This is a genomic window from Halobium salinum, from assembly GCF_026586625.1.
GTDB classification, from domain to species: domain Archaea; phylum Halobacteriota; class Halobacteria; order Halobacteriales; family Haloferacaceae; genus Halobium; species Halobium salinum.
The window spans coordinates 923,639-937,498 of the sequence record NZ_JAODIW010000008.1 but is presented as its reverse complement, the minus strand read 5'-3'; the positions used below and the strand labels follow the sequence as shown (position 1 = coordinate 937,498).

General features: G+C 68.8%; 11 protein-coding genes. 4 read left to right on the top strand and 7 right to left on the bottom strand.

What is annotated here, in order from left to right; genetic code table 11:
* Positions 1-10 precede the first annotated feature (10 nt).
* The gene (locus N5095_RS16915) at positions 11-1,051 is read right to left on the bottom strand and encodes a phosphotransferase family protein (protein WP_267624309.1); all 1,041 of its coding nucleotides are present in this window, start codon (positions 1,049-1,051) and stop codon (positions 11-13) included.
* Between the two features lie 142 nt (positions 1,052-1,193).
* Here N5095_RS16915 and N5095_RS16910 point away from each other — a divergent pair, with 142 nt between their 5' ends.
* A complete protein-coding gene (locus N5095_RS16910; protein WP_267624308.1) occupies positions 1,194-1,718 on the top strand; it encodes a hypothetical protein in 525 nt (174 codons plus the stop codon).
* Here the strand turns inward: N5095_RS16910 and N5095_RS16905 are convergent.
* The 6 genes from N5095_RS16905 to N5095_RS16880 form a co-directional block, all read right to left on the bottom strand.
* A complete protein-coding gene (locus tag N5095_RS16905) occupies positions 1,685-2,119 on the bottom strand; it encodes a DUF5807 family protein (protein ID WP_267624307.1) in 435 nt (144 codons plus the stop codon). The genes N5095_RS16910 and N5095_RS16905 overlap by 34 nt on opposite strands.
* 64 nt (positions 2,120-2,183) lie before the next feature.
* Positions 2,184-2,624, bottom strand: coding sequence for a DUF7112 family protein (locus tag N5095_RS16900; protein WP_267624306.1), 441 nt, complete (start codon positions 2,622-2,624; stop codon positions 2,184-2,186).
* A gap of 48 nt (positions 2,625-2,672) precedes the next feature.
* Positions 2,673-3,086, bottom strand: a complete 414-nt coding sequence (locus N5095_RS16895; protein WP_267624305.1) for a 30S ribosomal protein S6e — start codon at positions 3,084-3,086, stop codon at positions 2,673-2,675.
* A 129-nt stretch (positions 3,087-3,215) separates the two neighbouring features.
* Positions 3,216-4,679 carry an Hvo_1808 family surface protein gene (locus N5095_RS16890; protein WP_267624304.1) on the bottom strand — a complete coding sequence of 488 codons (1,464 nt, stop codon included), beginning with the start codon at positions 4,677-4,679 and terminating at the stop codon, positions 3,216-3,218.
* A 62-nt stretch (positions 4,680-4,741) separates the two neighbouring features.
* Positions 4,742-6,295 carry an Hvo_1808 family surface protein gene (locus tag N5095_RS16885; protein ID WP_267624303.1) on the bottom strand — a complete coding sequence of 518 codons (1,554 nt, stop codon included), beginning with the start codon at positions 6,293-6,295 and terminating at the stop codon, positions 4,742-4,744.
* A 135-nt stretch (positions 6,296-6,430) separates the two neighbouring features.
* Positions 6,431-8,236 (bottom strand): Hvo_1808 family surface protein, encoded by a 1,806-nt coding sequence (locus tag N5095_RS16880; RefSeq protein ID WP_267624302.1) that lies wholly within the window; start codon positions 8,234-8,236, stop codon positions 6,431-6,433.
* A 95-nt stretch (positions 8,237-8,331) separates the two neighbouring features.
* Between N5095_RS16880 and N5095_RS16875 the strand changes: the two genes are divergently transcribed.
* From N5095_RS16875 to N5095_RS16865, 3 genes are all read left to right on the top strand, one after another.
* Positions 8,332-8,922 carry a cysteine hydrolase family protein gene (locus N5095_RS16875; protein WP_267624301.1) on the top strand — a complete coding sequence of 197 codons (591 nt, stop codon included), beginning with the start codon at positions 8,332-8,334 and terminating at the stop codon, positions 8,920-8,922.
* Between the two features lie 896 nt (positions 8,923-9,818).
* On the top strand, positions 9,819-12,806 hold the full coding sequence (gene uvrA / locus N5095_RS16870; RefSeq protein ID WP_267624300.1) for an excinuclease ABC subunit UvrA: 2,988 nt from the start codon (positions 9,819-9,821) through the stop codon (positions 12,804-12,806).
* A 299-nt stretch (positions 12,807-13,105) separates the two neighbouring features.
* Positions 13,106-13,792, top strand: coding sequence for an HNH endonuclease (locus N5095_RS16865; RefSeq protein ID WP_267624299.1), 687 nt, complete (start codon positions 13,106-13,108; stop codon positions 13,790-13,792).
* Positions 13,793-13,860 lie beyond the last annotated feature (68 nt).

The window sequence follows — 13,860 nt, the reverse complement described above, 5'->3', positions numbered from 1 at the left end:
GACCGCACCCTCACCGCAGCGCCTCGACGAACGCCCGGTGGTCGGCGGCCGCGGCGTTCCGCCGCGCCGCGTCGGCGTCGCCCAGTCTGTAGGGGAGCCAGCGCATCGCCTCGACGCGGGCGGCGAGCAGGTACCCCCGCCGCCGGGCGTCGAAGCCGGCGTCGCGGTCGAGGCGGTTCGTCCGCTCGTACCCCTCGTACAGCGCCTCCCGAAGCCGCTCGCGGCGGCCGTCGTCGAGTCCTCGGTCGCCGCTGAGATGCTCCTCGGCGCGCGCGAGGTCGTACTCGGCGGGCGCCGCGGTCGCCGTCCGCCAGCCGAGCACCGCCGCGGTGTGCCCCTCGTCGTCGACGAGGAGGTTCCCCGGCCGGTAGTCGCCGTGACAAAACACGGCCCGATGGTCCGCGTCGGCGACCCGGTCGCGGGCGCGGGCGAGCGACCGCCGAATCGCCGGGACGAGGTCGGAGAACCGGGAGTCGTCGAGACAGTCCAGCGGCGCCGTCGCGAGGGCGTGGAATCGCTCGGCCCACGCGTCGGTCGGGTCGGCGACGGCGAGTCCCTCCCTGGCCGCTCCGGGGTCGCAGTCGACGCAGTCAGCCGGCTCGAGACGGCCGAACCCGTCGAACGTCGCGAGGCGGTGGACGGCGCCGAGGTAGCGTCCGGCGTCGCGAGCGAGGTCGACGGTCCCCTCGTCGTCGAGAGCCGCCTCCGACGCGGGGACGCCCTCCCGACGGCTCATGAGGAAGTACGGCGCCGGGAGGTCGGGATGGTCGTCGACGACGGCGTCGACGACGGGTACCGGCACCGAGGTCTCGCTCGCGACGACCGAAAGCGCGCGCGGTTCGGTGAGAAAGCTCCCGGCGTCGGCGAACCGACAGTACTTGAGGACGGCCTCGCGGCTCCCGTCGCCGGTACCGACGGTGAGGTAGTAGAGCACGTCGCTCCCGCGCTCGCAGGGCTCGATGACGCGGACCGTCCACTCGGGCCGCACGGCGTCGACCATCGCCCGGATCGTCTCGCGGGAGAGGGGGTCCGGTGGGCCGTAGCCCGCCATAGTTCCGACCCACGACGCCGACGCTCCAAAAGCTTGTGACCGGGACGCCGACCAGTCAGTGGGGTGATGGGACCCGGCTTCGAGTCGGCTCCGCCCCGGTCGGGGAGAAGACACTTACCCGCCCACCGAGTGCGCGACGGTGATGCCCTCCCGCTCCGTTCACGCCGTCGTCGGCGAACACGAGGACGACCACCGCGTTCCGCTCTCGCTGCACGGTTCGCAGGACGACGCGACGGCCGCCGCCGATGCGTACCGCAACCGGGAGCGCGCTCCGGTCGCACCCTACGAGTCGGTCGCGGGCGGCCCCTCCGAGTACTTGTTCGAGCGCTTCGACGCCTACACCGTCGAGACGTGGGACGTGGAGGCCGATTCGGCGTGGACCCCCACGCTGGGCGCTCCCTCGGCCGTCGGCGAGGGCGGGCGATTCCTCCGGCGGACGCCGGCTCTGGTCGCGGGGCTCGTCGGCGTCGGCGCCGTCGCGACGGCGGTCGACCGGGTCACCATCGAGTCTCTGCTCGCGCTGCCACCGTCGACGCTCGCTCTGCTCGTCTACCTGCTGGCAGGGCTGGTCGTCGCCACCTACGTCGTCGCGTTCGTCGCGACCACGGGTCTGCGTCGCGCGGCGTCCCGGACTCAGCGCGTGCCCGTCACCCAGCGGTCGGAGTAACGCTCGCCACACTCACACTGCGCGTAGGCGTGAATCACGTCGCCCTCCGCGTACAGCCCGCCGACCTCCTCGTTCTGGGCCTCGGCGAACGCGAAGACGAACTTCACGCCGTGGTCCTCCTCCGGCTCCGCTTCAGCCGCCGGGCACTCGCCGCCGGCGAGGTCCGCGTGAATCTCGCCGCCCTCGCCCATCGCGCTCTGGGCGAACTCCATCGCGTCCATCCCGGTACCCGCCGAGAACATCCCCCGCCCGTCGTCGCCGGAGACGACGAGTACGACGCCGTCCGCCAGGTCCTCGCCGTAGTTGGCGATGCGCCCGCCCTCGTCGAGGTAGTCGTGTGTCAGGTACAGCGCCACGTCCTCGAGGCGCTCGCCCGCGAGGAACTCGTCGAGCTTGCTCATACCTCCCCGTGGACGGCCCAGGGGTAAAAACGGCCTGAAACGGCCGAAACGCCCCCGTCCGTCCTCAGCCGTCGCCGTCCAACTTCTCGGCGATGGACGCGAGCGAGTCCGCCGGCGGCGTCGACGGCGCGTACACCGCCCGGCGGCCGGGGACGCGGACCCCGTAGAAGTAGCCGGATTCGACCTCGTCCACCTCGACGGCCGAGTCGAGGGGCCGGTCGTTCGCGTCGACCCACTCGACCAGCCGGTTGGGAGCGTCCCCCGGGTCGCGCGCGAGCGACTTGTCGTCGTAGGCACCCCGAATCACGAGGCCCGTCGCGTCCTCGCTCACGCGGGCGTGGGCCGCGTCGCCGTCGAGGACGAGGCGGACGTAGTCGCCGGCGTCGAGCGAGTCGGCGAGTTCGTCGGGAACGCGCAGGCAGGGACGGCGAGTGCCGCCGCTGCGCGCCAGTTTCCCGCGGACGGTACGGACGGATGCGTGGTCGCTGGGGATGCGGTCTGTCATGCTGGATGGTGTGAGAGAAGCGTTCCGTCGGCCGCGGCGTCGAGCGCGTTACTCGTCGTCCGCGTCTTCGTCGTCCTCGCCGCCCTCGCCGTACGCCTCGGCGACCTCGCCCTCCTCGGCGTCGACGACCTTCACGTTGACCTGGGCCGTCTCGTCGCTGACCTCGCGGCCGCGGACGGTGATGCGCTTGCGCTCGCCCTCGCGGGAGGGCTTGTAGCCCACGCCGCCCTCGAGGAGCAGTTCCTTGAGGTTCGCGCCGGCGACGTCCTCGCGCATCGGGCGCCCGGCGTTGTCCGAACCGCCCGTGATTTCGAGCGTGAACCCGTCGAGGCCGACGGCGGCGCCGTCGACCTCCTCGCCGAGTTCGCGACCGAGGAAGCGGTTCGCGTCCTGTCCCTCTACCTCTCGCTGGTAGGTCTTCCCGGAAGCGGGGTCCGAAACGACGACCTGAAATTCTGCCATAGGTGGTGCGTGTCCGTGGGCGATAAAAAGTACGTCGAAAGCGCCCGTGCGCCGCCTGTGGGCCGAGGTCGCCGGTTTCGGTGGCACTCACCCCTCTGGCGCCGGTCGACTGACCCGCCACCCGCCGGCTCACTGCGGGTCGTGGACCTCACTCAACTCCTCGACCGCCGGCGCGTTCACTATCGTCACCGTGTCACCGTCGCGATAGACGCGGAACGCGTCGCCATACGCCCGGTCCTCGGGAATCCGGTACACCAGTCCGGGGCCGCCTGCCTCCCGCACCTGTTCGCCGCCGAGTTGGAGCGTCAACAGCGTCCGGTAGGCGCGCTCGAACTCGCGGGCGTCCCGCTCGGTGTCGAAGGTGATTCGGTAGACGTAGCCGTTCTCGCCGTCGGCGTTCCGGTAGGGTACCAGTCGGTCACCCGCCCAGCCGGCGCTCGCGGGGTCGCTGTAGTTGTACGGCGACAGCGGCGTCCCCCCGGTTCGTAGGTCGCGCTCGACGAGCCCGTTGTGGTACTGCATCGCGAACAGCGTCACCTCGCCCATCGTCTCGGTCGCCCGTTGTCCCCGCAGGTCGAACCGCGACCACCCCTCGCCCGACCGGTCCGACACCGTCACCTCGACGGGTCGCTCGTCGGGGTACGCCTCGGGGTGGATGACCTGCTCGGTCGACGCCGGCGGGTTCGCGTACATCCGGTTCACGGCGTCCCAGCCGCCCCGCTCGCGTACGTCCTCGACCAGCGCCGGCCCGTCGCTGTAGGGGACGTAGATGGTGAGGAACACGCCGCGGTTGGCCGGGTTCCCGCCGCCCCCGGCGCCGCTCTCGGGCCGCGGGACGCAGTTCCACGTCGCGTTCGCGTCGTCCCCGCTCGTGACGTTCTCGCTCGCGCCGTCCCCGCCTGCACACCGGCGTTCGTACAGGCTCTCGACGTATCGCGCGTCACCCTCGGTGACGCCCTGATGTGCCCACGCGGCGTCCCGGGTCCGCGCGCCCGGCACGTCGAAGTGCTGGTCCTGCAGAGCGTGGACGAGTTCGTGGGCGAGGGTCGCGCGGTCGATTCGCGGCGTCGCCGACTCGCTGATGACGACGATGCGGTCCCCGCTCGGCGAGTAGTAGCCGAGCACGGAGCCGCCGTACAGCTCTGCGAACACGTCGGAGGTGTTGCGCTCCTCCCCGACCAACAGCGCGGCCTCCCACACCTGGTTGCGCCACGCCTCGTACGCCGCGCTCCGTCCCCCGCCGAACGGAGAGTTGTTGCGGTACTCCTCGCGGGAGACGACTTGGACGGGGACCGTCTTCCGGAACTCGAGCCCCCTGACTCGCTCGACGCGGGCCATCGTCCGGGCGACCAGCGCTCGGCGCTCGCTCGCGTTCAGTCCGTCGGACTGGTCGACGTCGACGGACTCGTTGTGCCAGTAGCCGGCCTCCCAGCCGAGGCGGTCCTCGGGTGGGTCGTCCGGGTAGGACCACCCCTCGCCGAGGAGCGGCCCCTTCTTCGGCTCGCCGCCGGCGGTCGGTGGGGTGAGCGTGCCGCTGCAGCCGGCGAGCAGCACCGAACAGACGAGAAGGACGGCGGCGAGTCGTCGCTGCACTACCTGGGGGAATGGGGGGAGCGGTGAAAAGTGTGCCCGCGGTGTGGGGTGTGAGCCGCCGACTACGCTCCGCCCTCGACCCGGTGGACCCGGTCCAGTTCGCCGACCTCTGGCGCGTTCACGACCACGACCGTGTCGCCGCGCTCCACGACCCGGAAGGCGTCGGCGAACCCGTTCGGGTCCGCCTCGGGGATGCGGTAGACCGTTCCGGGGCCGGCGGCGTCGTCGACGGTCGTAGCGTTCCGGTAGTCGAGCATCGACTCGTACCCGTCGACGAACTCCGTCGCCTCCGACTCGTTCTCGAAGCGGAGCTTCCAGACGTACGCCGACTCGTTCGCCGCGTTCGTGTAGGCGACGAATCGGTCACCCTCGTACCCGTTCGACGGCGGGAGGTCGTAGTTCAGCGGGTCGAAGTCGGAGACGTTCCCGTCCGCGTCCTGGTTGAGCCAACGGTCCGGGTCGACGAGCCGGGCGCCGGGTTTCTCGTACAGCGGCGCGGCGAACATCGCGGCGATGCCGGCTTCGCCGACCGAGCCGTAGTCGACTCGGCCGTCGGGCTCGACGCGCTCCCAGCCGTCGACGGAGCGGTCCGGAACCTCGAGTTCTGCGGGTCGGTCGTCGGGGTATCTCGCCGGGTGGATTATCTGCTCGGACGAGGTCGGCGGGTTCGCGTAGGCGTCGTTCACCGTCGCCCACCCGCCGCGCTCGTACAACCGGTAGACGAACGCCGGCCCGTCGGAGTAGGGCTGGTACTTCAGCAGGTACGGTCCCATCGCGGCGAGGCCCGAGGAGCCGGAGTCGGACTCCGACTCGGTGTCCGCGGTCGACTCGTTTCCGACGGTCCCGTTCTCGCCGCCCGACTCGCCGGACTCCGCTTCGGGACCGAGACACGTCCACTCGCCCTCACAGCGCCGGTCGAAGGCGTACTGCACGAGGTTGGCGTCGCCCTCGACCAGCCCGTCGATGGCGTTGTGCTCGCGACGGGTCTCCCCCGACAGGCTCGCGAGGTCGAAGTGCTGGTCCTGTAGGCCGTGGACGAGCTCGTGTGCCAGCGTCGACGTGTCGACCGTCGGCGTCTCGGACTCGCTGATGACGACGATTTCGTCCTCGCTGGGCGAGTAGTAGCCGCCGACGGAGACGCCGCTGTTGGTTCGCTGGACGCCGATGGACTCGGCGGACTCGTTCACCATGAACAGCGCCTCGAACTTCGCGTTGTCGAACTGGCGGACGGAGGCGGGGGTCTCCCGTCCCGACTGCGAGCGCTGGAACTCGGAGCGCTGGACGACGGTCACGGGGACCGGCTCCTCGAACTCCAGCCCGCGGATGGCCTCGACGCGGGCCATCGTCCGGTTGACGACGGCGTCGAGTTCGGTGTCGTTCAGCCCGTCGGCGCGGGTGACGCTCACGGACTCGTTGTACCAGTAACCGCCCTCCCAGCCGAGGCGGTCGGAGGTGGGGTCGGCGAGGTCCGCCGGCGCCGGTTCGACGGCGGCGGACACGTCGTCGGGTGCCTGTACGTCCGGCTGACTCCCGCCGGTCACGTCGCCCAGCGACGGGACGCCTACACACCCCGAGAGCAGTACGAGAACCGCCAGCAGGGCCGCTCTATATCGCACGATGGCGGCGAGTTAGGGGGCCGTCGTGATATGGTTGCTGGGTGCCGTCGGTGAGGTGGGGTGTTCGTCGCCCGCCGTTCGGGCCTCGACACCTACCCGTCCCGCGTCGTCACCTGTTCCGCCCGTCCCGCGTCGTCACCGGCTCCGACCGGAGCGCCCGAAGCGGACCGCGCCGGCGACCAGCGCCGCCAGTGCCGCCAACGCGACGACCGGACCGAAGCCGGGCACCGTCGAGTCGGTCCCGGTCGTCCCCTCGTCGGCGACGGGTTCACCCTCGACGGTCGTTCCGTCGGAGTCGTTCGCCGCGGTCGCGGTCGTCGTCACGGGGGCCGTGGTGGTCGCGGTCGTCGTCTCGTCTGTCGTCGTCTCGCTCGTCGTCGTCGCGTTCCGCTCCTGGGACGCCTCGACCGACGCGGCGAGGCCGGGTCGAATCGCTTCGACGGCCTCGGCGTCCGGTCCGTTGACTATCGTCACTCGGGTGCCGTTCTGCCGGACGAGGAAGCTGTCGGCGAAGCGACCCTCCTCGACGACCCAACTCCCGTCGGCCTGCTGTTCCGCACCCTGTGCGTCGAGCACGTCGCGGTAGAACGCCTGGAACTCTCGGGCGTCACGCGTCGTGTCCCACTCGGTCACCCAAACGTACCCGTACTGGGTGTCGTTGCCCGACCCCGCGTGGTACGGAAAGACGCGGTCGTTGGCCCACCCTTTCGTCGCCCGCGTGGTGTAGTTGTACGTGTCGTACTCGCCGGGGGCGTTGGCGATGTTCCGGTAGTCGACGCCGGGGAGGCCGTTCTGGCGGTCCTGGTAGTACGCCATCGCGTACAGCGACGCCTCGCCGACGGTGTCGGAGCCGTTCTCGCCGAGGTTCGGGTAGAGCTCCCAGCCGTCGGTCGCGTTGTCCTCGAACTCGATGGGCGTCGGCGCCTCGTCGGTGACGTGAATCGTCTGCTCGGTCGCGTTCGGCGGGTTCGCCATCTTCCGCTCGACGGCGTCCCAGCCGCCCCGTTCGTACAGCGAGTGGACGTACGCCGGGCCGTCTGAGTACGGCTGGAGCAACGTCACGAGCACGCCGAGGTTGGGTTGGGGGCCGGAACCGGAGCCGCCACCACCGGCGGCGGGGGTCTCCACACAGTCCCACTCTCCGGACGCACAGCGCATTCGGTACTTATCCTCGACGTAGTTGGCCTCGCCCTCGACGACCCCGTCGGCGGCGAGACTCCCGTCCTGGGTCGTTCCGCGGTACTTCCGCTGTGAGAGGTCGTGGTACTGGTCCTGCATCGCGTGGGTCAACTCGTGGACCAGCGTCGCGTTGTCGACCGTCGGGGAGTCGGGGTCGGGGGTGATTATCTTGATTTCGTCGTCGCCGGGGGCGTAGAACCCGGCGACGCTGGCACCGAGCGTCGACCCCAGCTCGGTCTGGACGTTCGTCTCCTCGCCGACGAGGAACAGCGCCTCCCACACCTGGTTGTTCCAGGCCGTGTAGGACGCGTTGGCCGCGGCCTGGTTGCCCGCCTGCTCCCGGTACTCCTCCCGGGAGATGACGCTCACCGGCACGTCCTCCTTGAACTCCCGCTCGCGGACGTACTCGACGCGAGCCATCGCTCGGGAGACGTAGGCGTCGAGTTCCTCGTCGGAGAGGCCGTCGGACTGGTCGACGTCGATGGACTCGTTGTGCCAGTACCCCTCTTCCCAGCCGATAACGTCCTCGTCCGGGTCGTCGGGCGCGTCGGACTGGCTGGCGGACTGACTGGCCGACGGGGTGGAGGAGGGACCGTCGGGCTCGGTCGCGAGCGGGGCACCGGTTTCGCGTATCTCCGCCGGCTCGGCCGTCGTCTCGCCGACCACGCCTGTCGCTGGCGCGGCGGCGGCGGCACCGACGCCCGGCGCGACGCCGGCGGCGACGACGAGCAGCACGAGCCACAGGGCGGTAGCCTGTCGCATGGTCACACGTCGGGGGGCACCACCAAAAGTAACTCGCCCGACGGGTTCGGCCGGCAGGACCCTAATTTTAGGTCGATTCCGCCCGCAGTGTCCCCATGGAGTTCGACCCCGAGACGACCGCCCTCGTCGTCGTCGACGTACAGAACGGGTTCTGCAAGCCCGACGGGAGCCTCCACTCGCCCGCCAGCGAGGACTGTATCGAGCCGGTGTCGACGCTCGTCGACCGCGCTCACGACGCCGGCGTCCGCGTCGTGTTCACCCGCGACGTCCACCCGCCCGAGCAGTTCGAGGACGCGCACTACTACGACGAGTTCGACCGCTGGGGCGAGCACGTCGTCGAGGGGTCGTGGGAGGCCGAGTTGGTCGAGGAGTTGGACGTGCGCGAGGGCGACGGGCAGGGCGACGACCACGTCGTCGAGAAGCACACCTACGACGCCTTCCACCGGACCGAACTGGAGGGGTGGCTGAACGCACGCGGGATTCGGGACCTGGTCATCTGCGGGACGCTCGCGAACGTCTGTGTGCTGCACACGGCGGGGAGCGCAGGACTTCGGGACTTCAAACCCGTCGTCGTCGAGGACGCGCTCGGATACATTGAGGAGGGACATCGGGACTACGCGGTGGAGCACTCCGGGTGGCTGTTCGGGGAGACGGTTTCGATGGACGAGGTCGATTTTTCGGGGTGAGGTCGGGTTTCCAAGTAGAGGGTTCTTTTCACGGATTCTTCGCGTGACTCGGCTCCTAGAGACGTGCCGCAACTACAGGAATACGTGGACGGTGACGATTCCGTTATTCCCCGTTCCGTGACGACCATCTCCTAACGAGAATCCGTAAAATCCCGACGAACATGAGGGCTACCAGAATCCAAAAAACGCCGATTAGAAGTATATCTGGACCAGTCGAAGGCGAACCGAATAGGAGGTACACATCGAAGGCTCCTTTCGACTGATTATAGCTTTTCTGTCTATTCTCGCTCAACGCTTTTCGGAGACTCACGCTCTGTCTCTAGAAGCTGAGTCAGCCGACACTGCAATGAAAGCAAGGCAGACTCAGCAAAGCCCTCGCGCTCTCGCCCTTTGTAAGTCCACCAGGGTACAGCACAGCGGCCACACCCTCCCCAACCGATTCGCTCACTCGCTGGCTCGCGGTTCTACCGCTCGCCTTCCCGAGGCGTCCCCTTCGGTCGCGCCTCGCACCGCTCGTTCGCTCACTCCTCGCACGGTGGCTCGCGCCGATGAACGGCGCTCGGCGCGCGCCGGCCGCCTCTCTGTAGGCGGCCGGCACGTGCGAGGGACCCCGGCCGACTCTGTGTCGGCCGCTCGGAGGTTGGGGAGGCGTGAGGCTGTGCTGAGCGGTACCGTCGGGTTGGGCTCCGAAAGGGGTCGAGGGCTTTCGAGGACTGCTTCTGAGACTGCTTCCACCCATGACTCCGGCTCACACCTCCCTCCAGGACCGCCAACCCACACCGCGAACCCACCTTCACTCCACCCAACCACTCCACGAAAACACAAGCACAGAGGACGGAAACCCGACCTTCCCGAACCGACGAGTTTTCAAGCCCGAGTCCCATACCGCGCGTCAGATGAGCAAAGACTTCATCGAGGTTCGAGGGGCGGAGGAACACAACCTCAAGGACCTCGACGTCACCATCCCGCGGGAGGCGTTCAACGTCGTCACCGGGCTCTCCGGGTCGGGCAAGTCGTCGCTCGCCTTCCAGACTGTCTACGCGGAGGGCCAGCGACGCTACATCGAGTCCCTGTCGGCGTACGCGCGCAACTTCCTCGGGCAGATGGACAAGCCGCAGGTCGAGGCCGTCGAGGGTCTCTCCCCGGCCATCTCCATCGACCAGAAGAACGCCGCCAACAACCCCCGCTCGACGGTCGGGACGGTCACCGAACTCCACGACTACCTGCGTCTGCTGTACGCCCGCGTCGGCACGCCCCACTGCCCGGAGTGCGGACGGGAAGTGGGCGAGCAGTCCGCCCAGCAGATGGTCCGCCGAGTGCTCGAACTGCCGGAGGGGACGAAGGCCAAGATCGCGGCGCCGGTCGTCCGCGACCAGAAGGGTGCCTTCGAGGACCTGATGGACGAACTCGTCGCCGACGGCTACGCCCGCGTGGAGGTCGACGGCGAGCAGTACGACCTCACCGTCGAGCGCCCCGACCTCGACGAGAACTACGACCACACCGTCGACGTGGTCGTCGACCGCGTGAAGGTGAGCGAGGACGCCCGCTCGCGCATCACCGACTCCGTGGAGACGGCACTGGAGGAGGCAGACGGCGTCGTGAAGGTCATCCTCCCCGACGCGCCCGAAGGTGCCGAGGAACTCGGCGGCTCCGCCGCGCGACGCTCCGGGGACCTCGCCGGCGACGGCGACGACCGGGTCGTCGTCGAGTTCAGCGAGGAACTCGCCTGCACCCACTGCGGTATCGACTTCTCCGAGATAGAGACGCGCTCGTTCTCGTTCAACTCCCCCCACGGGGCGTGCCCGGAGTGTGAGGGTATCGGCAACACGAAGGAGGTCACCGAGGACCTGGTCATTCGCGACCCCGAGAAGCCCCTGAAGGACGTCTTCGAACCCTGGAGCTACAAGCGGTCGTACTACCGCACCCGCATCCAGTCGGTCGCCAAGCACTTCGACGTGAGCGTCCAGACCCACTGGGAGAACCTGGACGACGACGTGCAGCGGCAGTTCCTCTACGGCACCGACGGGGAGGTCGTCTTCGAGCGCTCGACGAAGAACGGCACCCGCCGCAAGCAGAAGCGCTTCGAGGGGGTCATCCCGAACCTGGAGCGTCGCCACGTCGAGACCGAATCCAAATCGACGCGCGAGCACATCGAGGACTACATGGCCGTCACGACCTGCCCAGCCTGTGACGGGACGCGCCTCAAACCGCAGTCCCGCTCGGTGCTCGTCGACGGCACCTCGATTACGGCGGTCAACCGCATGTCCATCGGCGACGCGCTGGCGCACTTCGAGTCGATGGAGGCCGACCTCACCGAGCGCGAGCGCACCATCGCCGAGGAGATTCTGAAGGAGATTCGCGCGCGACTCGGCTTCATGACGGAAGTCGGCCTCGAATATCTGACGCTGGACCGCGAGGCCTCCACGCTCTCCGGCGGTGAGTCCCAGCGCATCCGCCTCGCCACGCAGGTCGGCTCCGGCCTCGTCGGCGTGCTGTACGTCCTCGACGAGCCGTCCATCGGGCTGCATCAGCGCGACAACGACCGCCTGCTCAACACGCTGGAGGGCCTCCGCGACCTCGGCAACACCCTGCTCGTCGTCGAGCACGACGAGGAGACGATGCGCCGCGCGGACAACATCATCGACATGGGACCCGGACCCGGAAAACGCGGCGGCGAGGTCGTCGCGCAGGGCGACTTCGACGACATCTGTAACGCCAACGACTCCATCACCGGCGACTACCTCTCGGGCCGGAAGGACATCCCCGTACCCGGGGAGCGTCGGAGTCCCGACGCCGGCGAACTCGTCGTCGAGGGGGCGCGCCAGCACAACCTCAAGGACCTCGACGTGCCCCTCCCGCTGGGGACGTTCACGGCCATCACCGGCGTCTCCGGCTCGGGGAAGTCGACGCTGATGCACGACATCCTCTACAAGGGGCTCGCCCGGCGGATGAACGACAACACGAGCGTCGACCCCGGCGAGCACGACGACATCGAGGGGATAGAACGCATCGAGACCGTCCGGCTCATCGACCAGTCACCCATCGGCCGCACGCCGCGGTCGAACCCGGCGACCTACACCGGCGTGTTCGACCACATCCGGGAGCTGTTCGCGAGCACGAAACTCGCCAAACAGCGCGGCTACGAGAAGGGCCGCTTCTCGTTCAACGTCAAAGGTGGTCGGTGTGAGGAGTGTGGCGGGCAAGGAACGGTAAAAATCGAGATGAACTTCCTCTCGGACGTGTACGTCCCCTGTGAGGAGTGTGGCGGCGACCGCTACAACGACGAGACGCTCGACGTCACCTACAAGGACGCGACCATCTCGGACGTGCTCGGCATGAGCGTCGAGGAGGCGTACGACTTCTTCGAGGCCAACTCCCAGATTCGCCGGCGCCTGGAGCTCCTGAAGGACGTCGGGCTCGACTACATGCGCCTCGGCCAGCCCTCCACGACCCTCTCCGGCGGGGAGGCCCAGCGCATCAAACTCGCCGAGGAACTCGGGAAGAAGGACACCGGCGAGACGCTGTACCTGCTCGACGAACCGACGACCGGCCTCCACAAGGAGGACGAACGCAAGCTCATCGACGTGCTCCACCGGCTGGTGGACGGCGGCAACACCGTCGTCGTCATCGAGCACGAACTCGACCTCGTGAAGAACGCCGACCACGTCGTCGACCTCGGCCCCGAGGGCGGCGAGCACGGCGGCGAACTCGTCGCCAGCGGCACCCCCGAGGCCGTCGCTCGCGACGAGGGCTCCCACACCGGGCGGTACCTGCGTGACCTGCTCCCCGACGTGGATATCGAGGGGCCGCGTGCGGACCGGCGGAAGCCGGCGCAGGAGGACGAAGAGGAGCTGGAGGCGCCCGCGGTGAGCGACGACGACTGACGCGGTCGCACCGCGAGCGCTCCCGGAGCATGCACCACCGCGGCAGGACGACGACTGAGCGCAACGACGGCCGCGCGTTCATGCGCGGCCACTTCGCTGACGCGGGAGTGTGGACGACTGAGCGCAACGACGCGGGCGGGCTTGTTCCGCCCGCGACTCGCTGACGCGGTGATGTGGACGACCCCAGACCGATTGGACGCCGCGCGAGCGAGCCGTTTCCCCGGCTCGCGACTCGCCCATGTGATGGTGTGGACGATTACGGCGACACCTTTTCGAACGCTCGATCAGTTCTCGCGAACATGTCTCGGTGGAGGGAAGTCGTCCGACGGGAACTGACCCGCTATCACCAACAGACGGGGGTGGACGTGGTCGAACTCTCCGAGCTATACGAGCAGTTTCTCCCCACGCTCCGCCGGGAGTTTCCCGAGAACGGTCACCCGAGGGCCAAACTCCGACAGGTGCTTCAACAGCTCCACGACCGGGACGAGTTGTCGTTCGTCTCCCCCGGCACGTACCGGCTGGTGGACGCCCAGGGAGATGCCGCCGGTGTCATCACCGGGAGCGGACCCGAATACGTGGCCCGTGAGTACGAGACCACCGTCGGCGCGCGGTCGATGCCGATAGCGTTCCGAAATGGGGTTCTCGCCCGATACGGCGCCACTTGCCCGGTTTCGGGGGTCGACCATCCGCGTCTACTCGACGTGGCACACGTCCTCCCGTGGAGCGAGTTCCCCGCTCGTCGGACCGACGTGGGGAACGTCCTCCCGCTGAGCAGGACACACCACGCCGCCTTCGACGCGGGACTGTTCACGCTCGACCCGGAGTTTCGACTGCGGGTCGCGCCGGAGTTCGACACGGAGAGCGACCTCCTCAGACGGACGCTGCTCGACCGTGAGGGCGACCCCGTCGAGTTACCGGAGGACGCGCCGCTGTCGGAACGATGTCTGCGACGACACAACGACCGCCTCGACTGGCAGGTCGCCTAAATCGGGGTCTCATCCCCTCGTTTCCATCCACCCGGTACCGCCCACAGCGCTTTTCGACGCCGTGTCCC